General features: G+C 66.2%; 13 protein-coding genes and 4 pseudogenes. 10 read left to right on the plus strand and 7 right to left on the minus strand.

Features of this window, described 5'->3' with window-relative positions:
- Positions 1–101: 101 nt before the first annotated feature.
- From ACZK2V_RS08140 to ACZK2V_RS08150, 3 genes are all read left to right on the plus strand, one after another.
- The gene (locus ACZK2V_RS08140; RefSeq protein WP_486323099.1) at positions 102–1184 is read left to right on the plus strand and encodes a helix-turn-helix transcriptional regulator; all 1083 of its coding nucleotides are present in this window, start codon (positions 102–104) and stop codon (positions 1182–1184) included.
- Entirely contained in the window at positions 1150–3321 is a 2172-nt protein-coding gene (gene fauA / locus ACZK2V_RS08145; RefSeq protein ID WP_486323100.1) for a TonB-dependent alcaligin siderophore receptor FauA, read from the plus strand. Before ACZK2V_RS08140 ends, fauA begins: the two co-directional genes overlap by 35 nt.
- A gap of 121 nt (positions 3322–3442) precedes the next feature.
- Positions 3443–3925 (plus strand): LuxR family transcriptional regulator, encoded by a 483-nt coding sequence (locus ACZK2V_RS08150; protein ID WP_486323101.1) that lies wholly within the window; start codon positions 3443–3445, stop codon positions 3923–3925.
- A 51-nt stretch (positions 3926–3976) separates the two neighbouring features.
- On the opposite strand, the pseudogene aceE reads toward ACZK2V_RS08150, so the two are convergent.
- Together aceE and ACZK2V_RS08160 are read right to left on the minus strand one after the other, a co-directional pair.
- Positions 3977–6647, minus strand: a pseudogene (aceE, locus tag ACZK2V_RS08155) (pyruvate dehydrogenase (acetyl-transferring), homodimeric type).
- Positions 6648–6891: 244 nt separating this feature from the next.
- A complete protein-coding gene (locus tag ACZK2V_RS08160; protein ID WP_049422680.1) occupies positions 6892–7191 on the minus strand; it encodes a hypothetical protein in 300 nt (99 codons plus the stop codon).
- A 138-nt stretch (positions 7192–7329) separates the two neighbouring features.
- On the opposite strand from ACZK2V_RS08160, the pseudogene ACZK2V_RS08165 reads away from it, so the two are divergent.
- From ACZK2V_RS08165 to ACZK2V_RS08180, 4 genes and pseudogenes are all read left to right on the plus strand, one after another.
- Positions 7330–7839 (plus strand): annotated as a pseudogene (locus tag ACZK2V_RS08165) (RNA polymerase sigma factor).
- Positions 7836–8858 carry a FecR family protein gene (locus tag ACZK2V_RS08170; RefSeq protein WP_486323102.1) on the plus strand — a complete coding sequence of 341 codons (1023 nt, stop codon included), beginning with the start codon at positions 7836–7838 and terminating at the stop codon, positions 8856–8858. Before ACZK2V_RS08165 ends, ACZK2V_RS08170 begins: the two are co-directional and overlap by 4 nt.
- A gap of 141 nt (positions 8859–8999) precedes the next feature.
- Positions 9000–11932 (plus strand): annotated as a pseudogene (locus ACZK2V_RS08175) (TonB-dependent receptor).
- Between the two features lie 10 nt (positions 11933–11942).
- Positions 11943–13538 (plus strand): alkaline phosphatase D family protein, encoded by a 1596-nt coding sequence (locus tag ACZK2V_RS08180; protein ID WP_486323103.1) that lies wholly within the window; start codon positions 11943–11945, stop codon positions 13536–13538.
- Positions 13539–13650: 112 nt separating this feature from the next.
- Here the strand turns inward: ACZK2V_RS08180 and ACZK2V_RS08185 are convergent, their stop codons facing one another.
- Together ACZK2V_RS08185 and ACZK2V_RS08190 are read right to left on the minus strand one after the other, a co-directional pair.
- Entirely contained in the window at positions 13651–15759 is a 2109-nt protein-coding gene (locus tag ACZK2V_RS08185; RefSeq protein ID WP_486323104.1) for a phosphocholine-specific phospholipase C, read from the minus strand.
- Positions 15760–15767: 8 nt separating this feature from the next.
- Positions 15768–18146, minus strand: coding sequence for a TonB-dependent receptor domain-containing protein (locus ACZK2V_RS08190; RefSeq protein WP_486323105.1), 2379 nt, complete (start codon positions 18144–18146; stop codon positions 15768–15770).
- Between the two features lie 150 nt (positions 18147–18296).
- On the opposite strand from ACZK2V_RS08190, the gene ACZK2V_RS08195 reads away from it, so the two are divergent.
- Entirely contained in the window at positions 18297–19826 is a 1530-nt protein-coding gene (locus ACZK2V_RS08195; protein WP_486323106.1) for an OmpA family protein, read from the plus strand.
- A 12-nt stretch (positions 19827–19838) separates the two neighbouring features.
- Here ACZK2V_RS08195 and ACZK2V_RS08200 read toward each other — a convergent pair whose 3' ends face one another.
- Both ACZK2V_RS08200 and ACZK2V_RS08205 read right to left on the minus strand, forming a co-directional pair.
- Positions 19839–20765, minus strand: a complete 927-nt coding sequence (locus ACZK2V_RS08200; protein WP_049422674.1) for a c-type cytochrome — start codon at positions 20763–20765, stop codon at positions 19839–19841.
- Positions 20762–22108, minus strand: coding sequence for a c-type cytochrome (locus tag ACZK2V_RS08205; RefSeq protein ID WP_049422673.1), 1347 nt, complete (start codon positions 22106–22108; stop codon positions 20762–20764). The genes ACZK2V_RS08200 and ACZK2V_RS08205 overlap by 4 nt, the downstream gene beginning before the upstream one ends.
- A 183-nt stretch (positions 22109–22291) precedes the next feature.
- Here ACZK2V_RS08205 and ACZK2V_RS08210 point away from each other — a divergent pair.
- Positions 22292–23408: pseudogene (locus tag ACZK2V_RS08210) on the plus strand (alpha/beta fold hydrolase).
- An 81-nt stretch (positions 23409–23489) separates the two neighbouring features.
- Here ACZK2V_RS08210 and ACZK2V_RS08215 read toward each other — a convergent pair.
- A complete protein-coding gene (locus ACZK2V_RS08215) occupies positions 23490–24629 on the minus strand; it encodes an MFS transporter (protein ID WP_154352288.1) in 1140 nt (379 codons plus the stop codon).
- Between the two features lie 184 nt (positions 24630–24813).
- Between ACZK2V_RS08215 and ACZK2V_RS08220 the strand changes: the two genes are divergently transcribed.
- Positions 24814–25509 carry an alpha/beta hydrolase gene (locus ACZK2V_RS08220; RefSeq protein ID WP_154352289.1) on the plus strand — a complete coding sequence of 232 codons (696 nt, stop codon included), beginning with the start codon at positions 24814–24816 and terminating at the stop codon, positions 25507–25509.
- The last annotated feature ends 41 nt before the right edge of the window (positions 25510–25550 follow it).

The following is a 25550-nucleotide window of genomic DNA, read 5'->3' on the forward strand; positions in this document are numbered from 1 at the left end:
AACTATTTGTATCGACAAGGGCGGATTGGGCCTTGCCACCAGGGCTGGATATGAGAACGGTTCTCATATGAGAATGGCGGGTGATTCTTCACGGGCGCACCATGCACAGCCTCACCCTCGCCGACCTGGACCGCCTGGGCCGCAGCAGCGGCTTCCGCTATCGGCTGCCTGCACTTGCGTCCGCCGCGGATTCGGGCGCGCTGTGCGTGGTCGAGGGCAGGGTGGAACAGCGCTGCTTGCGCCCTGGCATCAGCCTGGCGCTGTCGGACGTGGTCGCGCATCAGCCGTTCGAGGCGACTTCGGAGGCACCCCCGCCGTTCGCTGCGATCGTGATGCTGGAAGGTCGTGCCGGAGCACGCCTGGAAGGGCAGGCTGTGATCGGCATGAACCGCGGCGCCGGCGCGATGGTGTTGGCCGATGCCACGCCGATGACTGCGATTCATCCGGCCGGTCAACGGATGCGCAGTCTGAATGTCTCGCTGGATGCACCGGCCGAGATGGATGATCCGGTGATCAGCGAACTGCTGTTGCAGGCTCATCGCCATGGTCGCCGGCGGCTGCACAGCTGGCAGGTACCCGCGCATCTTGAACATGCCGCCGAACAGTTGCTGTCGGGGACCTGGCAGGGCGCAATGCATGCGCTGCTGTGCGAGGGTGTGGGCCTGCAGATGCTGGCGATGGCGTTGGGTGCGCCTGCCCAGGAGGCATCGCCGGACCAGCGTGTTTCAGCACGTGATCGCCGCATGCTGCAACGGGTGATCGACTGCCTGCAGGCATCACCTGCGGCTGACCACAGCCTGGAGGATCTGGCGCGTCTGGCCTGCATGAGCCCGAGCAGCCTGCGGCTGAAGTTCCAGCAGGTGCACCGGTGTTCGGTGTTCGCCTGGCTGCGCGAGCGGCGCCTGCAGCTGGCCTGCGAGCAGCTGCGGCAGGGCTGCAGCGTGCAGCAGGCCGCACATTTCGTCGGCTACCGGCACGCCACCAATTTCGCGACCGCATTCCGCGCGCTACGGCATCGCGCCCAGCGAGCTTCGCTGAGTCCGGACCACCGTCGGCAGTGCGCATACGCCTGCTGCGTCCGCGCATACGTACGGTCACGCTCAAATGACAATAATTCTCATCCAGCCTTTCCTTCCCGCTGGATCTCCCATGCCTGCCTGTTTCCGCCCGTGTGCCCTGGCTAGCGCCATCGGCACGACCCTGGCGCTGTTCAACGCTGCCCACGCCGCCGAACGCACTCCGTCCGTAACACCTTCCCAGCTTCCAACCGTGCAGGTCACGGCCGACCTCGATGGCAGCACCGAAACGTCGCGTTCCTACACCACCGACTCGATGGGCACGGCGACCGGACTGTCGCTGACCTCGCGGCAGACCCCGCAATCAGTCAGCGTGGTCACCCGCCAGCAGATCGAGGACCGTGGCTTGCTCAGCACCGCCGATGCCTTGGCGACCGCACCTGGCATCTCGGTCACGCGCAGCGACGCCAACCGCTACTCGTTCTCCGCACGCGGCTTCGACATCGACAACTACCAGTTCGATGGCGTGGTGATGCCGGTGCTGTCGCCGTGGAATTTCGGCGAGAACAACCTGGACATGGTGGTGTATGACCGCATCGAGATCGTGCGCGGCGCCAACGGTCTGATGACCGGCGCCGGCAATCCCTCGGCGGCAGTGAACTACGTGCGCAAGCGCCCGCTGCGCGAGTTCGCTGCCAGTGGTGGCATCAGCCTCGGCAGCTGGGACGCACGGCGCGCGTGGGCGGATGTGTCCAGCCCGCTGAGCCGGGAAGGGCGTGTGCGTGGTCGCCTGGTGGCCGCGCAGGCAGAGGGCGACAGCTACACCGCTGGCCTGGACAGTACGGCGAAGACGCTCTACGGCGTGGTCAGCGTGGACCTGGGCGAGGACACCGGGTTGATCGCCGGCATCTCCTACCAGGGCAACGACAACCGTGGCTTCGGCAGCGGCTTCGCGCTGTTCAACGCCGATGGCACGCGCACCCGTTTCGACCGCTCGGTATCAGCCACCGCGCCGTGGGCACGGATGACCACCGACACCCGCAATGGCTTCTTCGACTTCAACCATCGTTTCGGCAACGACTGGCAGGCGCGCGTGTCCTACAGCCGCTCGCATACCGACATGGAAATGAAGCATCTCTATCGCGGTGGCTACCCCGATCCGGTTACCGGCGCCATGCCCAATGGCAACAGCTTCACCCGCTACGACGGTCCGGTGCGCCGCGAAGCGATCAGTGCCAGCCTGTCCGGTCCGTTCCAGCTGTTCGGCCGCCAGCACACTGCGTCCATCGGCTGGTCGCGCTCACGCGATGAAATCGCGCTGGGGCAGTACCGCGCACTGGCGCCGCTGCCGCCGTTGGCCAGCTATCTGGATTGGCATGGGCCGGGCACGCCTGAGCCGATGTGGGCCAGCAGCAAGACCCAGGCCGATGACCTGGACAACCAGCAGAGCGGTGCCTATGCCGTCGCGCGGCTGTCGTTGGCCGATCCGCTGCACGTGATCGTCGGTGGCCGCCTGAGCAACTGGGAAACCGACCAGGTCTACTTCGGTGCCAAGCGGAAGTATCGCTACCGCAACGAGTTCGTACCGTATGCAGGCGTGGTCTGGGACCTCAACGGCTACAGCAGCGTGTACGCCAGCTACACCGGCATCTTCAAGCCGCAGAACAACCGCAACGAATCCGGGCAGATCCTCGATCCGGTCAGTGGCCGCAGCTATGAGCTGGGCCTCAAGGGCAGCTGGCTGCAGGAGCGTTTGAATGCTTCGGCGGCGCTGTTCCGCACCCAGCAGGACAACCTGGCCGAAGCCACCGGCGGGCTGGTCGATGGCAGCACGCAGGCGGCCTATCGCGCGGTGAAGGGCGCAACCGTGGACGGCCTGGAACTGGAACTGGCCGGCGAGCCGCTGCCGGGCTGGAGCCTGGGCACCAGCTTCACCACCTTCATCGCGCAGGATGCACAGGGACGGGCGATCAACACCGCCAAGCCGCGCAGCCTGTTCAAGCTGTTCACCACCTGGCGCCTGCCAGGTGCCTGGGACCAGCTGACGATCGGCGGTGGCGTGGACTGGCAGAACCGCATGTACCAGACCGCCACCGCGCCCGGAAATGGCCGGGTGCCCGTGGAGCAGCCCAGCTACGCACTGGTCAACCTGATGGCGCGCTACCAGTTCAGTTCCAACGTGTCGGCGGCGGTCAACATCAACAATCTGTTCGACCGCCACTATTACTCGCAGATCGGCTTCTACAACCAGGGCTGGTACGGTGCACCGCGAAACGTGATGTTCACTGTGAAGGTTGGCTATTAAGGCACGGCGTTGCCCTCCGTTCAGCGCCCTGCCTTGTGCGGGGCGCCGATGCTGTGCAGCATCCGGATGCTGCGCCCCACAACGCCTCACGCAGAGCCTTCTTCGCCGAATGGAGCAACGTATGAAGCTGTTGTCCGCTGTGTTGTTGTCTGCGCTTTCACTTCCTGCCGTTCCGGCGCTGGCAGTGGAGGCGTCTCCTTCACCGCTGTTGGGGCGCTGGTCGCTGGATATCGCCACCTCGGCGCTGCCCGAGGCGCAGCGCCCGAAGCAGGTGGTGCTGGAGTTCAAGGACGCCGGTGCGGGGCGTTGGAGTTCACATGTGGACATCGTCCTGCACGATGGCAAGACCATGAAGTCCGACGGCACGCTGGCGCTGGACGGCACGCCGGGGCCCTTGTCCGGCACCTATGGCGCAGACAAGGCCAACCTGAAACTGCCAGCGCCGAACACCCTGGTGATGCAGCTGGTGGACCACGGCACGCCGGCCTCCACCCGTATCTATACCGTCGCGGCCGACCGCTCGACGATGACCGAGACCAAGGCGTTCTACGGCCACGACGGTACGCCGATCCTGCAGACCAATCTGTTCAAGCGAATGCCCTAGCGTTGCCGCCGGCACCACGCCCGTAGAACGGGCGTGGTGAATGCAGCAGCCTTACACCGCAGCCGGGTCGCGCTTGCCGGTGTCGATGCCGTACCTGTCGATGGCGTCCTGCATCCGCGCGCTCGATGCGGCCTTCGTCGGCCAGCGACTTCAAGGCGGCCAGCACGATGAAGTGGCGATCCACCTCGAAGAACGTGCGCAGCGACTCACGCGTGTCGGAGCGCCCGAAGCCATCGGTGCCGAGCGCGGTGAAGCGGCGGTCGTTGATGAAGGGACGGATCTGGTCGCCGACGATCTTCATGTAGTCGGTGGCCACCACCACCGGGCCTTCATGGCCCTGCAGGCACTGCTGCAGGTAGGGCACGCGGGGCTCCTCGGCAGGATGCAGCAGGTTCCAGCGCTCGGCGGCCAGGCCATCGCGGCGCAGTTCGGTCAGGCTGGTCGCGCTCCACACATCGCTGGCGATGCCGAAGTCCTGCTGCAGCAGTTCCGCCGCGGCTTCCACTTCGCGCAGGATCGAGCCGCTGCCCATCAGCTGCACGCGTGGCTGCGAGGCGGCATCGGCGGCTGCTGGATGCAGCAGATACAGACCTTTCAGGATCCCCGCTTCCACGCCCTCCGGCAGTGCCGGCTGCGGGTAGTTTTCGTTGAGCACGGTGATGTAGTAGTAGATGTCTTCCTGCTCGACGTACATGCGGCGCAGGCCGTCGTGGATGATCACCGCCAGCTCGTAGTTGTAGGTCGGGTCGTAGGATACGCAGCTCGGGATGACCGACGACAGCACGTGGCTGTGGCCGTCGTCATGCTGCAGGCCTTCGCCCATCAGCGTTGTGCGGCCGGAGGTGGCACCCAGCAGGAATCCACGGGTGCGCGCATCGGCGGCGGCCCAGGCCAGGTCACCGACGCGCTGCAGGCCGAACATCGAGTAGAAGATGTAAAACGGGATCGTCGCCAGGCCGTGGTTGCTGTAGGCGGTGCCGGCGGCAATCCACGAGCAGATCGCGCCGGATTCGTTGATGCCTTCCTGCAGGATCTGGCCGTCCTTGGCTTCCTTGTAGTAGCTCAGCTGGCCGGCATCCTGCGGGGTATACAGCTGGCCCAGGTAGGAGTGGATGCCGATCTGGCGGAACAGGCCTTCCATGCCGAAGGTGCGCGATTCATCGGGCACGATCGGTATGACCAGCTTGCCCAGCTCCGGGTCCTTCAGCAGGCTGGTGAGAATGCGCACGAAGCCCATGGTGGTGGACTGTCCGCGATCGCCGCTGCCCTGCAGCTGGGTATTGAAGATCGACAGCGGCGGCAGCGGCAGCGGATCGACCTTGGCCAGGCGCGCCGGCAGCTGCCCGCCCTGGATGCAGCGGCGCTCGGCGAAGTAGGCCGCCTCGGCGCTGCCCGGTTCCGGGCGCAGGTACGGCATGTCCTCCAGCTGGTCGTCGCTGACCGGCAGGTTGAAGCGGTCACGGAAGGCGCGCACCGCGTCGGCGCTCATCTTCTTCAGCTGGTGGTTGATGTTCTGGCCTTCACCGGCTTCACCCATGCCGAAACCCTTGACCGTCTTGGCCAGGATCACGGTGGGCCGGCCGCTGGTGTTCACTGCCTGCTGATAGGCAGCGAACACCTTCTGCGGATCATGGCCACCACGTGCCAGCGCCCAGATGTCGTCGTCGCTCATGTGCGCGACCAGCTCCAGCAGTTCGGGGTAACGACCGAAGAAGTGCTCGCGCACGTAGGCACCGTTCTGCGACTTGAAGGTCTGGTAGTCGCCGTCCACGCATTCCATCATGCGCTGGCGCAGCAGGCCGCTGTGGTCGCGGGCCAGCAGGTCGTCCCAGCCGCTGCCCCAGATCAGCTTGATCACGTTCCAGCCAGCGGCGCGGAAGGTGCCTTCCAGTTCCTGGATGACCTTGGCGTTGCCACGCACCGGACCGTCCAAGCGCTGCAGGTTGCAGTTCACCACGAACACGATGTTGTCCAGCCGCTCGCGGCCGGCCAGCGAGATCGCCGCCAGCGACTCGGGCTGGTCCATCTCGCCGTCGCCGAGGAAGGCCCAGACCTTGCGGCCCTGGTGTTCTTTCAGGCCGCGGTATTCCAGGTAACGCATGTAGCGCGCCTGGTAGGCGGCGGTCAGCGGGCCCAGCCCCATCGACACGGTGGGGAACTGCCAGAACTCCGGCATCAATCGCGGGTGTGGATACGAGGACAGGCCTTCGCGCCCGGCTTCACGGCGGAAGTTGTCCATGCGCGCCGGATCGATGCGGCCTTCCACGTACGCGCGGCCATAGATGCCCGGCGCGGAGTGGCCCTGGATGTAGATCATGTCGCCGTCGAAGGTGTCGGTGCGGCCTCGGAAGAAATGATCGAAGCCCACGTCGTACAGTACTGCCGCCGACTGGTAGGTGGCGATGTGGCCACCGACGTTGGAATGTTTGCCGGCACGCAGCACCATCACCATCGCGTTCCAGCGGATCATCGCGTTCAGGCGGCGCTCGATGGCCAGGTCACCCGGATAGGCCGGCTGGCGCTCGGGCGGGATGGTGTTGACGTAGGCGGTCCAGGCACGGGTATGCAGGTCGCCATGCTGCTGGGCGTCCAGCTCGCTGAGCTGGTCGATCAGGTAGTGCGCGCGCGGCCGGCCACCGGCCTGCATCACCGCTTCCAGTGATTCACGCCACTCGCGGGTTTCCAGCGGATCGGTATCGAAGGGAATGAGCGCTTGGTTCATGACTGTCTCCAGAGGGCGCCGGTCGGACGTCTGCCTGGGCGACAACACCGGCAGGGCGCACAGCACTGGAGCGGGGTCGCAACGGCGGGGCCGTGACGCGAAGGGCGACCGTGGCGGCCGCCGAGAAGACAAGCGTAGGCCCGGCCACCCGGCTTCGATAGGCGGGCCCGGCTTGGGTCTCTGGCAAGCAAGGGTTGGCACGGCGCGCCGTATCATGGGCGGGCGTGCTGGGTGCGGCCGCTGATCAGGCCGGTGACAGGCCCGGGAAGAACATCGGGATGACCGCCACACCAATGCCCAGCAGGCACCAGGCCACGATCGGCAGCCAGCCCGAGAGCTGCTGGCAGCGTTCCGGCAAGCGGCGTCCTCCGATCCACAGCAGCAGGGTGAGCAGGCCCAGCGCGTAGGCGAGGGCGACGACCACCGGATGCACGTGGACGACACGGCTGGGCGGCCACATCTGCTGCTGGTAGGCGGTGGTGTGGGCGACCAGCAGCAGGAACAGCAGGCTGCTGAGGGTGTTGATGGCGGTGCGGGCGTTCATTGCGGGGCACTCCTTGTGCCGGCTGCCGGAAACTGCAGAGGCGGCATTCTAGCGGCTGCCTGCCGGCAGTTGAAACGCCACTGTCATCGATGGCCGTCACCCTGCGGGGCTTTCCAGCCTTGGGGTGGTTGGCCGGCCGTGAACAGCGTGAGGATCTGGGAGAAGAGCTATGCGCTGCGGCGGCGGCTGCTGCGCGGCTTCTTCCTGCGCCGGGGTTCTGCCAGCGAAGATGCCGAGGATCTGGCGCAGGAGGTTTACCTGCGGCTGCTGCGCAGCACCGGTGAGCATGCCGACGCGGTCGAGAACCCGGAAGCCTACCTGTTCACCGTGGCCGCCAATCTTGCACGGGAGCACGCGCGCGTCTGTCGCTGCCGCCGCTGGAGGACGTCGACCTCCTGGCCGAAGTGTTGAAGAGCGAAGAAGACATCGAAGGCGAATTCGAGCGCGCAGCGGTGGAGCGATATCCGCAGCACCATCGCACGGCTGCCGGCGACCACGCGGCGGGTGATGGAGCTGCATTATCGCGACGGGCTGGACTGCCCGGCAATCAGCCAGCAGCTGCAGGTCTCGGTGCATATGGTGCGCAAGCATATCGGCAAGGGGCTGGACGCCTGCAGGAAGGCGCTGGGCGCCAGGGAGCTCACATGAAACGGAATCCATCGGGTGCGGCCGACGACGTGATCGCCAGCGAGGCCATGGACTGGTTCCAGCGCAATCGCGAGGGCGTGCTGGGCGAGGCGGAGCGGGTTGCGTTGCTGGACTGGATGAAGCGCTCGCCGGAGCATGTGCGCGCCTATATGCACGCGCTCGCACTGCACCGGCAGATTGGTGAGGCGCTGCAATCGGCATTGGCTGAAGAGGCCTCGGTGCCGCCACAGGAGGCCGCTGCCAAGGTCGTGCCGCTGTTCGGACACGCACAGGCCCCGCTGCGCAGTGCGCCGCACAGCCGTCGCACGCGTTGGTGGGGGGCGGCTGCCGCAGCCTGTATCGCCCTGCTCGGCGTGGGCCTGGTACCGCAGCTGATGCCCATCGAGCAGCTGTACAGCGCCGACCATGGTGAACTGCGTGACCTGGTGCTGCCCGACCAGACCCGGGTGCGGCTGAACGCGGACAGCCGCCTGCGGGTGCGCATGGGCGGGTTCAGCCGCAAGGCGGAACTGCTGCAGGGCGAGGCGACGTTCGACATCGCACGCGATCGGCGCCCGTTCGAAGTGCAGGTGAACGGGTTGCAGATCCGCGATATCGGCACGGTGTTCGATGTGTCGCGACGGCTGCAGGGCACCCGCATCGGTGTGGTTTCCGGCGAGGTGGAAGTGTGGAGCCAGGGTGCGGATGCGCGGCGTCTTGCACAGCTGGGCAAAGGCCAGGTGGTGCAGGTCGACGCGCGCAGCCATGCCGTGGAGTCGTTGGATGTGCCGCTGTCGATGCTGCTGGACTGGCAGCAACGCAAGGTCTCTTTCCTGGACGAGCGGCTGGATGAGGTGGCCGCCGCCTTCAACCGCCACAACCAGGTGCAGGTGCGGGTGCTGGATGAAGGTGCGGCGTCGGCGCGGTTGTCCGGCAGCCTGGACGCGCATCGCATCGGTGCGCTGCAGGCCTTCCTCGAGCGCGACCCGCGCTTCGTGGTGCGGCGAGAAGGCGACACCGTGCGGGTTGGCAGTCGCTGAGGTCGACATGGCCGTGGGTTGTCAGAAAAAATTCATCAAATCCGCGTTCTCCACTTCGGTGGATGCGGGCTCTTACTTGGGAGAAGCCGCTGCCGAGTCACGCAGCGGCACCTGCTGCTTTCTCTCTTCCAAGGACCCGTGATGCGCAACACGCTTTACCTGTCGATCATCCTCGCGCTGTCTCCCTGCAGTGTGCCGCTGGCGGCTGCGGCCACTGCCGATGGCCTCGAGGCCCGCGTTTCGGCGCCGATCGCGGCGCAGCCGCTGGCGCGGCGCTGGAGCAGTTGTCGCGCAGTTCCGGCGTGCAGTTCCTGTATTCGGGCAGCGGTGACGTGCACATGGCCGGTGCGGTGCCGCGCGGTGCCACCGTCAAGCAGGCGCTGGACGCGCTGCTGGCAGGGACCGGCCTGGGCTACACCGTGGTGGATGGCAACGTCATCGCCATTGATCCTACGCCGGCACACAACGAACCGAAGCCGGCCGCGCCGAAGCCGCGCGAGGCCGAAGCGGTGGTGGCGCCGACCCTGGGCACGGTGAAGGTGATTGCTGCGCATGAGGTGATCGACCAGAAGAAGACCTCGCCGGTGATCAAGGATTCGGTGGTCTACGACGAGATGGACAGCTACGGCGACGAGACCCTGGCCGAGAGCCTGATGGCCGCGCCGGGCCTGAGTGCCGTGGAGGATGCCGGTGAGCCCCGTTACGTGACGGTGCGGGGCGTGCAGGCCAACCTCAACTACACCACCATCGATGGCATCGCGATTGCCAGCGTGGGGGGCAGTGGCTCGGGTGAGCGCATGAACAACCTGCAGCTGATTCCCAGCGACATCGGCACCCGCACCGACATCTACAAGAGCTTCAGCGCGGAGCGGGCGCCGGATGCGATCGGCGGCGTGATCGACATCATCAGCCGCAGTGCCTTCGACCGGTCCGGCAAGTACGTGTTCGCCGATGTGGCTGGTATCTACTCCACGGCCGAGACCAATGTCGAGCGCAGTGCCGGTGGCAACCACGAGACCCTGGGGCATTTCGGCAAGAGCGCCAAGATGGTGTTCTCCAACCAGTTCGGTGCCGACCAGGAATTCGGCCTTGTTGCGGTAGCGCGCTATGAGCAGCGTTCGCGCAACAGCGTCAAGCGCTGGGTGGAGTCGAACTACTACTACAACGACGCCGGCAAGTACCTCACCGACGGCACCACCGGGCCGGACGAGGCCAAGGGCTGGAACGGGCTGCGTGCGCCGGGCAACTTCAGCACCGGCACCTACACCAACTTCATCACCAACTTCGGTGGCTCGGCCAAGCTGGAATGGAAGCCATCGGACGATCCTTTCTACGCATCGTTGCTGCTGTACTCGTACCGGTTCTACGAGAACTCGACGATGAACAAGACCGATCTGTACGGCAACGCCAAGTTTCCGATCCGCAACCAGACCGAAGACAGTGGCACCACCCAGATCAACAGCATCTACATCAAGAACCGCCACGACCGCTGGGACCGCAGCAACCGTGGCGCCATCGCCAGCTTCAACTGGGATATCGGTGATCGCTCGCGGCTGACCCTGCGTGGCGGCCATACCGAAGAGACCTTCCACAACAACCAGGTCTACTGGGGGGTACGCGCCTACCCGAGCAACCTGTTCGTCGATTACGAGAACGACAGCCACGGCTTTCCCAATGCGGTGGCGGTTTCCGATTCCAGCCTGCTGACCAGCTCGGCGTTCAAGCTCAACCCGGCACAGGCCTATGTCTCGCCGCGCGACGCCAAGGAGAGCATCGACAACCTGCGTGCCGACTTCAGCTACAACATCGACGCCGATGCGCGTGGCTTTGGCCTGGCCGCCGGTGCCGAATATCGCCATCTGAAGATCTGGCAGGACATCGACTTCGACTACTTCAAGAGCAGTGCCACGCTCAACGATTACCTGTATCCGGGTTCGACGCTGCTGGGCAGCGTGCCGGGCTTCCCGCTGATCGACAACCGCAAGTGGAACGAGGAACTGCTGCCGAAACTGGGCAACAACAATGCGGCGTATCCAAATGCCAACTTCACCAGCGACTACAAGTACGTGGAGGACATCACCAATGCCTACGTGTCCGCACACTACGCCTGGGACCGACTGCTGCTGATCGGCGGCCTGCGCTACGACCACACCCGCTTCGATGCCTACAGCCCATTCAGCGATGATGGCGGCACTACGTATACCTCTGCCTTCCGCAATACGAGCGGTGGCTACAACAACCTGCTGCCTTCATTGAATGCGACGTTCAAGTTGAGCGAGGACCAGCGCCTGCGCTTCTCCGCCAGCCGAACGCTGGGCCGGCCGACACCCAGCAACATCGCCCAGGCCACCAGCACCAGCTGTGGTGATGACGAGGAGGGCAGGGGCTTCTGCACCATCAAGCAGGGCAACGCCAACCTGCAGCCGCGCCGTTCCACCAACATCGACCTGGCGTGGGACCTGTACTTCAATGGCAATAACGGCCTGGTCTCGATTGCGCTGTTCGACAAGGTGATCAAGGACGACATCTACACCCTGACCACCTTCGAGAACGTGGGTGACACGCGCTACCGGGTCACCCAGCCGATGAACACCGATGAGTCCAAGCTGCGCGGCGTCGAGTTCGCGGTCGCCAATCGCAACCTGCAGTGGGGCCGCCAGCGCTTCGACATGTACTTCAACGCCACGCGGCTGGAAGGCCAGACCAACTACCGCATCAGTGATGGCACCGAACGCCGCCTGGACCGCCTGCTGTACCAGCCGGACTGGTCGCTCAATGGGTCGGTGATCTGGCGCATGCCGTGGAAGAGCGCACAGCTGCGCCTGTCCGGTACCTACCGCAGCCGGATGCTGGTCGACTTTGGCGATACCCAGTGGCTGGATTCGTACTACGACCCGTACATGACCTTCAACATGGGCTTCAGCCACAAGGTCAGCAAGCACGTGACGCTGAAGTACGAGGCCAAGAACCTGTTCAACACCCAGCCGACCTACAGCACCGGCCCGAACGGGCGCTTCCGCACCGAGATCGACGACTACGGCCGCTTCTTCTACTTCCACATCATCTACAACTGAGGGCGCATCCGTGGATACGATCAATCGCAGGCGATTCCTGGCCCTGGCCGGTCTGTCCGCCGCCGGCGCCTGGATGGGCACGGCATGGGCGCTGGCCGCGCAGACCGATGCCACCGCGCTGAACCCGCGCAACCTGCTGGCATCGCCGCGGTTCGCCAGCACGCCGTTCACCCTGGGCGTGGCCTCGGGTGATCCTTCGGCCGATGGCATGGTGCTGTGGACACGGCTGGCGACCGAGCCGCTGGTGTTCGGCGGTGGCATGCCGACCCGGCCGATGGTGGTCGAATGGCAGCTGGCGGCGGACGAGGGCATGCGCAGGGTGGTACGCCAGGGTTCGGCGATGGCGCATCCCGAACTCGGCCACGCTGTGCACGTGGAGCTGGGTGGGTTGGCGCCCGCACGGCCTTACTGGTACCGCTTCACCGTAGGCGGCCACGCCAGTGCGGTCGGTTGCACCCGCACGCTGCCCGCAGCCACAGCCGCAGTGGATCGCGTGCGTTTTGCGGTGGCCGGTTGCCAGCACTACGAGGAAGGCCACTACACCGCGTGGCGGCGCATTGCCGAGGAACCGCTGGATTTCGTCTTCCACTACGGTGATTACATCTACGAAGGCGAAAGCCAGCCGGGCCTGCGGAGAATGAACGGCCAGCCGTTCACCAACCTGCGCAATCATGTCGGGCCGCAGACCTACACGCTGGACGACTACCGTCGCCGCTACGCCCAGTACAAGAGCGATGCCGACCTGCAGGCCGCGCATGCGTCGGCGCCGTGGTTCGTCACCTTCGATGACCATGAAGTGGACAACAACTGGGCCGGCGCCGAAGACCAGGACGATACGCCCAGCGAAGTGTTCCTGCTGCGCCGCGCACAGGCGTTCCAGGCCTACTACGAGAACATGCCACTGCGCCGTTCGGCATTCCCGCGCGATGGCCATATGCAGATGTACCGGCGCGCACGCTATGGCACGCTGATGGACCTGCACCTGCTCGACACACGCCAGTACCGCAGCAAGCAGGTAAACATGGCGCTGCGCGAGGAAGTGGAATCACCGGCGCGCAGCATTGTGGGTGCGAAGCAGGAGCGCTGGCTGTTCGACGGCCTGGCCGATGCCGCGCCGCGCTGGCACACCATTGCCCACCAGGTGGCACTGGGCAACTACATGCGCGAGAAGGACGGGATGGTGCAGTCGTCCGACGACCAATGGTCGGGCTATCTGGACAGCCGCCGGCGCCTGCTCGATCACATCCAGAAGGTCGGATTCGGCAACGTGGTGACGGCGTGTGGCGACGCGCACCGGCATTACGCCAGCGACCTGGTGCAGGACCATCGTGATTCAGGCGTGGTCTCCAGTGAGTTCCTTGCCACTTCGATTACTTCCGGCGCTGATGGCCAGGGTGTGGATGCATATGCCGAGAACCAGCTGCGGCACAGCCCTTATCTGAGGGCGACCACCGACAAGCGTGGCTATGTGCTGTGCGATGTCACCCGTGATGCGTGGATCGGCGACATGAAGACGCTGGATACCGTGATGCAGCCGAATGGCGCGCTGCGGAGCTGGAAGCGCTACGCGGTCGAGCACGGCCGCCCGGGGCTGCAGGAGGCCTGATCGGGCCAACGGCTTGTAGAGTCGAGCCATGCTCGACTGCTTTTCCAGGCAATGATCGAACAGCGATCGAAAAGCAGTCGAGCATGGCTCGACTCTACAATGGCGGAGCGGCTCAATCGTGCTCGAAGCGCAGTGGTTCGCTGCCCATCGCCGGGTCACTGGTGCCAGGACGCCCATCCTCGGCACGACCAGCGAGGCGCAGCACACTCTCACCTGCGCTGACCTGCAGGTCATACCAGCCGGCGGTAGGCGTTGCATCCCACGCCAACGAAGTCTCTGCATGCGCGGGCAGTGCCAGCGTCTGCTCGGGCATGTGCCCGGCATAGGCACCGGCATGCACGCGCACTTGCTGTGCACTTTCACCCAGATTGCGCAGGTGCAGCCGCAGCTGGCCGTCGGCGCGCTCGACCGACGCATGCACAGCGGGTCCTTTGGCAGCGCCCTGGAAGTGACGGTGGAAGCCGTTCGGGCCCAGCAGCCAAAGGTCGTAGCGCCCCTGTGCATCCAGCGCCCAGCGTTCGCGCAGCGGCGTGCCCGGTACCAGCGTATAGCGGCGTGGCACCGCACCCAGCCGCAGTCGGTCGTACACATGCAGCACCGCCGCTGCACCTTCGCAGGACAACGTCAGATCCAGGCCCGATGCGTCGATCGCAGCAATCGATGCCTGCGGCCGGTAGGGCAGGGCGCGTGCCGGGCGTACGCCGCTTTCCTGTTTCGCCGGCTTCAGTCCCTCCGGCAACGCCGGCACGGTGCGCCCCGGCAGGGCGGCGGCACGTGCGGCCGCCGCGCTCACGTCGGGCAGGCCGCGTACGAACGGACGGGTATCGCGCTGGGCGAAGTCGAAGGCGTTGCTCAGGTCTCCGCAGACCGCACGGCGCCAGGGTGAGATATCCGGTGCGGCCACGCCGAAGCGGCGTTCGATCAGCCGTATGACCGAGGTGTGGTCGTACACCTGCGAATCGACCCAGCCACCGCGGCTCCAGGGCGAGATCACGTACAGCGGCACGCGCGGACCCAGCCCATAGGGGCGGCCGCGCAGCTCGGCGGCGTCGTACTTCTCGTCGCCCGGTGCCGGATGGCGGTGGTACTCGCCTTCGGTACTGACCGAAGACATACCCGCCCAGCCACCGTTTATCGGTGAAGGCGGTGCCGGTGGCGGCATGTGGTCGAAGAAGCCGTCGTTCTCGTCGAACATCAGCAGCAGGGCGGTGCGGCTCCACACCTCCGGATCGGCGGTCAGTGCATCCAGCACGCGTGCGGTATAGGCCGCGCCCTGGGCCGGGCTGGAGGGGCCGGGATGCTCGCTGCCGGCCGCGTCGGCGATGATGAAGCTGACCTGCGGCAGGCGTCCATCGACCACGTCCTGGCGCAGCTGCGCCAGGCCACGGGTACTGACGCCGCGTGCGCGCAGCTGCGGGTCATGCCCCGGCGCAGCGCGATAGGCCTGGCGGAACGCCTCGAAACCGGCCAGCGGGTTGTCGGTGAAGTTGTCGGCCATGTCCTGATAGATCTGCCAGGACACGCCCGCCTTCTGCAGGCGTTCGACATAGCTGGTCCAGCGATACGACGCCGGATGCCCGCCGTGCTCGGGGAAGTTGTCGTGCGAGTTGGCGATCACCGGGCCGCCAGCACGCGCGTGTGCATCATTGTGACCGGTCCACAGGAACACCCGGTTCGGGTTGGTTCCGGCCTGCATCGCGCAGTGGTAGGCGTCGCAGATGGTGAAGGCATCGGCCAGGGCGAACTGGAACGGCAGGTCGCTGCGCTGGAAGTAGCCCATCGAGTGGTTCTGCTTGGCCTTCGGCCATTGCCCCATGCGGCCGTGGTCCCAGGCGCGCTGTGCGTCCGGCCAGGTGTGTGGTGTGCCCTCCACCCGCATGTAGCCGAAGTGCGCGGCGGTATCCAGCGGGAACGGTGCGATCGCGAGCGTGCCGCTGGCATCGGGTTGCAGCCAGAGGCTGCGCGTGCGGCCGCCGGCCTGCAGCGCCGGCGCGGGAGCCACGAAGCGATCGCCGAAACCACGCACGCCCGGCAACGTGCCGAAGTAGTGGTCGAACGAGCGATTCTCCTGCATGAACACCACAATGTGCTGCAGGTCTTCGAGGCTGCGCGTCTGCGCGGCGGGGGCGATCGCTGCGGCCCGGGCGATGCTGGGCAGCAGCGGGGAAAGGCCGGCGGCAACGCCGGCCTGCAACAACCGGCGTCGGCCGATATCAGTCACGGGCTCACTCACAGGTCCACACGGAAGGAGATGCCGACAGTGCGCGGGGCGCCGATGAAGGCGTTGTCGCGGCCGTCCACCCCTGCAAGATACCGCTTGTCGGTGAGGTTGCTCACCACCAGGTTGGCACCCATGCCCTTCAGGCGCGGCGACAGGCCCTGCAGGTCGAAGCCGATATTGGCGTTGAACACGGTGGCCGAAGGCAGCTTGTTGACGTTGGCGGCATCGAGGTAGCGTGTGCCGAGGTAGCGACCGGACAGGCCGAAGTTCCAGTTTTCGCCCTGCCAGTCGGCCGACAGCACCAGGGTCTGCTCGGGCTGGCCGATCACCTTGGCACCGTCGACGATGCCCAGCTGGGTATCACGTGCGGCATCGCCACTGCCTAGGTACTTGGAGCGGTTGTAGGTATAGGCGGCGTTGAGACGCCAGCCGTTGTCCCAGCCATAGCCGAACGCCGCCTCCAGGCCGTTGCTTTCCACGCCACCGAAGTTCTCGTAGACACCGTCGGTCTCGCCCAGGTAGTCGATGCCGCTGACGAAACCGGCCGGCAGATAGACGATGCGGTTGTCGAACTTGATGTTGTACAGGGTGACCGAGGCGGTCAGCGGCCAGCGGCTGATGCGCATGCCGACTTCGATGTTGTCGGCGGTCTCCGGCTCGACGTTGCGGAAGCGCTGCGGGTCGGTCTCGCCGAGCACGCCGGAGGGAATGGCGGCGAAGTTCTGCGAGAAGCCAGCGAACAGCTCCATGCCTTCCACACCGGGCGCCCAGGTGAAGCCGGTGGACAGCAGCGGATCGGACCTGGAATCGGATTTGACGTGCTCGCTGGCACCGATCACGCGGCGGCGCGACTGGTCGACGAAGAACTGCTTCACGCCCAGGCGTGCGCTGAACGGCCCGAAGCGGGCCACGTCCTCGACGTAGTACATCTGCTCGTCAACCTTGTACTTGTCCTCGAACTGCACCCAGTAAGGCTGGTGGTCGAAGGCGATGTCCTGGCCGACGTTGAGCAGGCGGTGCCAGTCGCGGCGCGCCGAGCGGTCCAGCTTCTCCACCCACAGGCCGCCGCGGATCGTGTTGTCGACCGCACCGAAGGTCTGCCGCCACTCGACGTCGGCGGTCACGCCCATGCGGTCGTTGTCGTAGTGGGTGTGGCGGTAGGACTGCGCGCCCAGCACGTTGCCCGCGTAGCAGTTCGGATCGTACTCGGCGGTGAAGCCCAGCCGTGGGCTGCAGCTGGCCAGACGCTGCGCGGCGCTGCCATCGGGATTGACGAAGAATATCTGGCCGCGGTTACTGCCGCCGTACACGGTCTTTCCACCGATGTACTCCGACTCCGGGCGACCGGCACCATCATCGCTGACCTGCGCCAGGTAGGGGGGCAGCCAGTCGCCACGACCTTCCATGCGGTGCCCGTAAGCCGCCACCGAGGCCTTGAAGCCGTTGCCGCCGTCGAAGGCCGCGCGCAGGTAGCCGAAGGTGTTCTCGCGCAGCGCACGCGAGCCGGAACGGTAGTTCTGGTCCAGGTACGGAATGCCGGTGAGGGTGCCGACCAGGTTGTCGCGGTCCGGATTGGTGGCGAAGCCCTTCGGCGAGACGCTGGTGTACTCCGGCTCGTCGGCATCGTTGTAGGACAGGTAGCCGGTCAGCGTCCAGCTATCCAGCTCGGTGATGAACTTGCCGGCGATGTGGTCATTGCTGGTCTTGCCGCTGCCATCGATCCAGTCGTGCACACGTGCGGAAGAAGCGCTGACCCAGGCGCGGGTATGGCCGCCGAGCAGGCCGGTGTCGTAGCGCACGTAGTACTTGCGCGCCTCGTTGTCACCGGCACCGACCACGAAGCGCAGGCGGCTGTCCTGCAGTGGATCGCTGGTAAGGAAGTTTAGGGTGCCGCCGAGGGCTTCGTTCGAGCGCGAGGAGATATCGGCGGTGCCCTGGCTGACTTCCACTGTTTCCAGGTCCAGGGTATCGATGTAGCGGTTGGCCAGCGAACCGCCACCGTAGCCCGAGCCGCCATTGGGCAGGCCGTCGATGGTGGTGCCGATCTGCTGGGTGTCACGGTTGGTCACGAAGCCGCGCATGCTGATCTGCGTGCCCCACACCGACGAACCGGTGGCATCGGCCTCGCTGACCACCACGCCGGGCACTTCGTTGAGCGCGTCGTTGACGCTGCTCATCACGGTCTGCCGGTTCAGTGTTTCCGCGCGCACCGAAGTCTTCGCGTAGCTGGTGGCCTGACCAATCACCTGTACCTGGTCGAGGGTACGTGCATCGCTGCTGCGCGCTTCGCCCGTATCGCCCTGCGGTGCTTCTGCGAGGGCGTCCAGGGCGGGGGCGATCAGCAGGGCCAGCAGCGAGACACGGGGAAAACGCGCAATCGTTCGCATCGAAACTGGACCTTCAGAGGGAGGAAACCCCGGAGTGTCGGCAGCGCCAATGACATCGGCATGACGTGGCAGCGCAGGAACGATGGCACTGTGGGGGCGGTCACGGCCTTCGGGTATGCTCGGCGCTTCAATGGACCTGAGGTGGTGGCGATGCAGAAGCGATCGAAGATCTGGCTGGGAGGTGCAGCCCTGGTGCTGCTGGCAGGGTGCAACCGGACGCCCTCGGATGGAGAGGTGGCACCGCCTGCGCCAGCCACGGCGGACGAGGTCGCAGCACCGGCCGCCGCCCCAGCGGGTTCAACGGCCGCCGCCGACGGCACCGCACTCACCGACCGCGATAGCAAGCCGGTGCCGCTGGTGCCTTTCGACACCAGCAGCGTGCCGCTGAGCGACACCGCGCTGGGCGGACTGCCGTTCTTCAGCCTGCCGCAGGGCTACGCGCCGCAGAACGCCCCGCACCCGCGCGCCTGGGCGCGCTTCCCGTTCCGGATGGGCGAGGGTGTGCATTGGGTGGAAGGTCCGAGCTGGTCGGCACGCATCGTGACCGACAGTGAGGTGGCCCCCGACAAGGCGTTCTCCGCGCTGGAAGTGCAGCGCAACTTCGACGGTGTGATCACCGCCGCCGGCGGCCGCAAGGTCTTTGAAGGCAAGCTGCTGCGCGACATCTACTACGGCCCGCAACTGGAAGGCGAGATCGGGGGTGGCTTCATCGATGCGGTGAACGGTGAACAGGACGCACCCACCACCGTCTACGTGCTGCGCCAGGTCAACCGCACCGTGTGGGTGCAGCTGGCAGTGGACAGCAACGGCGCCGGTCTGGTGGTCGTGGATGACGTGCCGTTCAAGGCCACCGCGCAGTGGTCGGACCGTTTCCCGCACCTGTCCCTGCCGGCCGGCTATCGCGAGCGCAACACGCCCGAGCAGCGTGATTTCGATGCCTTCCCGTTCTGGACCGGAGATCACTTCGAACCGGTCGAGGGCCGCACCTTCGCTGCCGATTTCGACAAGGGCGAGCGCGAATACTCGATGCATGAAGTCCGTCGCAACCTTGAGGCGATGATGGCCCAGGTCAACGGCACCAAGATGTTCGAGGGGCGCATCCCGCACGAGGCGGCCGAGGGTGTATCGAAGCAGGTGCAGTCGTCCTACGGCAACGCGGCCAGCTACAGCTGGGACAACTACGACACCGTTGTCTATCGCGTCGATCTGGCTGACGGCCGCCAGGTGTGGGTACATGCGCGCCTCGAATACCTCAGCGCTGGCTGGGTCGTGGTCGAGCGCAAGGGTTTCACCCAGACCGCGGCGCTGCTGCCGGCCGATGCGTTGAAGAAGAAGCTGGACAGCGACGGCCGCGTGGCGATCCAGGTCAACTTCGCCACCGACAAGGCGCAGATCCTGCCGACGTCCGAACCGCAACTGGCGCAGGTGCTGGACCTGCTGCGTGCCGACCCGTCGCTGAAACTGTCGATTGAAGGCCACACCGACAACAGCGGCGCGGCCGTGCGCAACCGCAGCTTGTCCGAGGATCGTGCGCGGTCGGTGGTGGCGGCGTTGACCGCCAAGGGCATCGCCGCCGACCGCCTGCAGGCGGCCGGCTTCGGTGCCGACAGGCCGGTAGCCGACAATGGCAGCGAGGATGGCAAGGCGCGCAATCGCCGGGTCGAGCTGGTCAAGCGCTGAACCACGCCCTCCTCAGTACCGCGCGTCCTTGGGTTTCGGGTCGCGCGGCCAGTCCTTGCTCTTGTTGGCGAAGTCCGGCCGCGGCTGGTTGATGAAGTAGCTGGCGATGTCCACCGCATCCTGGTCGGGCATCACCTGCTGCCCCAGTGGCGGCTCGCGGGTCACCGCCGGCGGCATGTTGTGCTTGACGAAACCGGCCGCCTTGTACAGGCGCGCCATGCCGGCGCCGATGTTGAAGCTGTGGTCGCCCCACAGCGGCGGGAAGGCGATATCACCGCTGGCGTCGCGCCGGCCTTCGCCGTTGTCGCCATGGCAGGCGGCACACTGCACGGCGTACAGCGCCTGGCCACGGATCGGGTCCGGGGTCAGCGTGCTGTCGATGGGGCCCTCGCTGGGGGCGGCCACCTTTGCACCGTCTGGCACTGGACTGCTCAGCCACGCCATGTAATCGAGCATGGCGCGCATCTGCGGTGAGTCTTTCGGCAGCGGCTTGCCGTTCATTGAGCGCTGCAGGCAGCCATTGATGCGCTCAGTCAGCCCGATCACCTTGCCCGGGCGCGGCATGTAACGCGGATAGGCGCCGCCGCCCGTATTGAAGTAGTGGTTGCCGAACGGTCGCTTGCCCTCGGCCATGTGGCACGAATTGCAGTTCAGATCGTTGCCGACGTTGTCCGGCAGCAGCCGTGCGGTCTCGTTGAGGAGGCGGCGACCAAGCATCACCGATTCGGCATTGCCGAGCCCGGCGATCTCCTCGGCGCTGGGTGCATGGTAGTGGCCGACCACCTTGCCCTGCGCATCGAGGATATCGATCGTGCTGGCTACGGCGGCATCCAGGTCCGGGTACAGATGGCGATAGGCGAGGGCGCCGGCACCGGCCAGCAGCACGAGGGTGACCACGCTGCCGACCAGCAGGCGGGAGCGTTTGCGCGAACGTTTCATCGTGCGGCCTCCTGCGGAACGTAGTGCACCGGCTTGTCACGCACCACCCGGCGCATGCGCGCCACGTCGACCTCGCTCACCGCGCTGGCCTGGTTGCCCCAGCTGCTGCGGATGAAGGTCAGGATCTGTGCCAGCTGTGCATTCGGCAGCTGCTCGAAACCGGGCATGGTGAAGGCCATGCGGTCGTGCGGGGTATGCGGCGTGCGGCCGCCGATCAGGGTTACCTGTACCAGCGAGCTGGGATCATCGGCGAACACGATCGAGTTGCCGGCCAGGGCCGGGTAGACCCGTGGCATGCCGCGGCCGTCGGCGCGATGGCAGGCCTGGCAGTGCTCGGCATAGGCCAGCGAACCGGCAACACGGTAGTCGCCGCTGCGCAGTGCGGCGGTGGTGGTGTCGGTACCCGGTGACCACTGTGCACTGCGGCCCTCGCGTGCCGGCAGCTGTTTCAGGTAGCGGGCCATCGCCAGCAGGTCGGCGTCGGACAGGTACTGCGTGCTGTGCTCGACCACGTCGGCCATGCCGCCGAAGGCCGCGGAGCGATCGGTGCGTCCGGTGCGCAGGAAGTCGACGATCTCGCCCTCGTTCCAGCTGGCCAGACCGGTTGATTCATTGCGCAGGTTCTTCGCATACCAGCCTTCCAGCACCGAGCCGGACAGGAACTGGCGGCTGCCATCATCGGCCATCGCCTTTTCCTGGAACGCCAGGCCACGTGGCGTGTGGCAGGCACCGCAGTGGGCCAGGCCTTCCACCAGTTCGGCGCCGCGCTGCTGGCCGGCATCCAGCGACGGATCCGGGTTGAACGTGCGCGGGCGTGCGAACACCAGCTGCCACCAGGCCAGTGGCCAGCGCATGTTGGCCGGCCACGGGATCGTGCTGTCGGCGTTGCCCTGCTTCACCGGCTGCACCGAGCCCATGAAGTAGGCGTACAGCGCCTTGATCTCGGCATCGCTGGCGATCACGTATGAGGCATACGGCATTGCCGGATACAACGGCTGCCCATCGTGACGGATGCCGCGACGGACCGCGCGCTCGAAGTCGGCGTAGTCGTAAGCGCCAATGCCGGTGTCCGGATCGGGCGTGATGTTGGTCGAGTAGATCGTGCCCATCGGCGTCTGCATGCCGAGGCCACCGGCGAACGGCTTGCCGCCCGGCGCAGTGTGGCAGGCGGCGCAGTCGGCGGCGCGCGACAGGTACTGTCCCTGCGCGATCAGCGTCGGATCGTGGATGTCGACCTGCGCCGTCTGTCGCGGTGCGAACCAGTAGGGCGTGGTGCGGGCGATGCCGTAGGCGGCGGCCAACGTGGCGGCCAGGGCAATGGCGAGCTTGAGCGAGGTGCGCATGGCGGCACTGTGGGCAATCCCGCGCGCGTTCATTGATCCGGATCAATGACTGAACGGATACAGCTTGTACACCAAGCTGAATCGTTCCTGCGTTGTCATCAAGCCGTCATCCGCGCGCGATAGATGACCGGTCTACCGGGGCGTTAACGTCCCAGCCTGTCTGATTCACCCCAATGACGTGATATGAAGCGCCTGCTGCTGCTGTTGCTGGCGTGCGCCGGCCTGTGGCTGGCTGCATGCTCCTCCTCGATCAATGCCTCGTCCACCTCGCTCGCCGACAGGCTGATCGCGCCAGGTGGTGTATCGACCCTGCTCGATCGCCCGCGCATCGCAGCGGCCATCGCCGAACTGCCCAACCGCCATGGCTTCGCGCCGGGCCGCGATGGCGTGCCGATCTTCTGGCGTGTGTTCGATCCCGGCGACTACGGCGCGCGTTACCACTACCTGCCGCAGCGCCACGAGAACGGCCTGCCGCTGGATACCGGCCTGAGCCTGGCAGTACCGCAGCCGTTCCGCGCGCAGGCCCCGCGCGGCACCGTGGTGCTGCTGCACGGTTGGATGATGAACGGCGATTCGATGCTGCCGTGGTCGTTGCAGCTGGCCGAATCCGGCTACCGCGTGATCACGCTGGACCTGCGCAACCATGGGCAGTCCGGTGCAGGCCCGTCCGGATACGGCACCTATGAATCCGACGATGTGGTCGATGTAATCGGTGAGCTGCGCGCGCGTGGTGAAGTAACCGGCCCGCTGTACCTGTTCGGCGTGTCCTATGGCGCCGCCACAGCGGTATTCACCGCCGACAAGCTCGGTGACCAGGTGGAAGGCGTGGTGGCGATGGAATCGTTCGCCAATGCCGGTGTGGCGATCCGCACGATGATTCCGCACCTGATGGGACTGCAGCCGGAAGGCCTGAAGGCGCAGGCGGTGGCGTCGTACACGCGCTGGCGCTACGGCGGCCAGGACATCAACCAGGTGATCGCCGCCGCCAGCCGCCGCATCGACGTCGATCTGGACCGCGTGGATGTAGCGCGCGCTTGCCGATACCCGCGCCTGCGTGCTGCTGCTGCACGGGCAGGGCGACCAGCACATTCCGGTCAGCCAGGGCCGCGAACTGGCGCAGGCCAATCCGCGCGCGCACTACATCGAGATGCGCGGCGAGGACCACATCACCCTGCCGTTGCGACTGGACCTGCTGGCGGGCGTGGTCGATGACTGGATGGCACGCGACGAGCACCATCCGCAGAGTGCCTGCCCGGCGCCCCAGCTGCCGGCCCAGGCCGAGTGGCTGACACGCAGCTGAGAAAAGGGGACGGAGGGGATTAAGTCGTTTCCCGCACAGCTGGGCCATAAACGACTTAATCCCCTCCGTCCCCTTTTTCTGTCAGGCCACCCGTCTTGCCAGCGAGCGCGCAGACGCCGCGACGCCCAGCAGCAGCGCCGCCACGCACAGGAAGGCGAAGCCGAGGCTGGTAGCGTGTGCGAGTGCGCCGATCGCTGCCGGACCTGCCAGGATGCCGGCGTAGCCCAGCGTGGTGACCGCAGTGATGGCGATGCTCTCCGGCATCACCCGCTGTTGGCCGGCCATCGAGAACAGCGCCGGCACGATGTTGGCGCAGCCCAGCCCGACCAGTATGTAACCGGCCAGCGCCACCGGAAACGATGGCACCAGCGTGGCCAGGGTGAAACCCGCAGCAGCGGTGATGCCGCCGAAGACCATCGTGCGGGTGCGGCCGAGGCGTTCGACGATACCGTCGCCGAACAGGCGCATCGCGGTCATCGACAGGGTGAACAGCGCGAAGCCGGCGCCAGCCTGGTCGCGTGGCACCTGCCGCACTTCGGCGAGGAACACCGCGCTCCAGTCCAGCATCGAGCCCTCGGCGAGGAACACCACGAAGGCCAGCACGCCGATGAACAGCACCACGCCATGCGGCAGTGCCAGCAGGGGGCCTTCATGCAGGATCCGTTGCGGGCGCCAGTGCGGTGCCGACAGCACTGCTACCAGCAGCAGTGCGGCCACCGAAACCAACGCGGCCAGCCACAGCGGCGTACCCAGGATCAGCATGCCGGTCATGCAGCCGGCGCCGACGAAGCCGCCGATGCTGTAGAAGGCATGGAATCCGGACATCATCGCGCGCCCGGCGTCGCGCTCGACCGCGACCGCCTGCATGTTCATCGCACAATCCAGTGCACCGACGCCGGCGCCGAACACGAACAGGGCCGCGCCCAGCGCTACCGGAGAGGGCGTCAGCACCAGCAAGGGCAGGGCGCACAGCATCATCGCGCAGGTGATCACCATCACCCGGCGGCATCCCAGCCGCCCGGTCAGCGCACCTGCCAGTGGCATCGCCAGCAGTGAGCCGAGCCCGAGGCACAGCAGCACGGCGCCGAGGCTGGCGTCGGACAGCCCGGCCTTGGCCTTGGCGTAGGGCACCATCGGCGCCCATGCGGCGGTGGCGAATCCAGGGATGAAGAAGGCGGCACGGGTGGCGTGCTGTTGGGCACGTGGGGATGAAGGCGTCATGCGCGATACGAAGCTCCAAGGATCCTCCATGAAAACGTTTGCAAGCGGGATCGGCAAGTGCCATGCATGACATCGAGCGACGCATACGATTGCAGTGGCCCGAATGCGTCACCGCTGATTAACGCCAAAGACGGACAGTGGCGACACGGTCGGCATCCCGCCGGCCGATGCCGGAGATCCGTACATGAGCACGACACCCACCATCCTCCTCGTCCATGGATTCTGGGGCGGGGCCGCGCACTGGGCCAAGGTGATCCTGGAACTGCATCGCAACGGCCATGACCGTGTGCAGGCGGTGGAGCTGCCGCTTACCTCGCTGGCCGACGACGCAGGACGCACCCGGAAAATGATCCGGCAGATCGACGGACCGGTGCTGCTGGTCGGCCACTCCTATGGCGGCGCGGTGATCAGCCAGGCCGGCAACGAGGACAACGTGAAGGGCCTGGTCTACATCGCCGCTTTCGCGCCTGATGCCGGCGAGAGCCCCGGTGGCATCACCCAGCAGCATCTGCCGGAAGCGGCACCGAACCTGGCGCCGGACAGTGATGGTTACCTGTGGCTGCGCGCCGACAAGTTCCATGAAAGCTTCTGCCAGGACCTGAGCGACGACGAAGGCCGGGTGATGGCGGTGACCCAGAAGGCGCCGCTGGCCAGCACCTTCGGTGATGCGGTGAGCGACCCGGCGTGGAAGCACAGGCCGAGCTGGTACCAGCTGTCCCGCCACGACCGCATGATCGCGCCGGAGAACCAGAGGGCCATGGCCACGCGCATGCAGCCCAAACGACTGCTGGAGCTGGATGCCAGCCATGCCTCGCTGGCCTCGCAGCCGAAGGAGGTGACCGCGCTGATCCTGGAGGCCTGCGCCGCCATCGGCGGCTGAGCCTGCGGCAGCGCGCCGCACCACAGCACATCGCACGACAG

The sequence above is a fragment of the Stenotrophomonas sp. 93052_Sma genome, assembly GCF_056481145.1.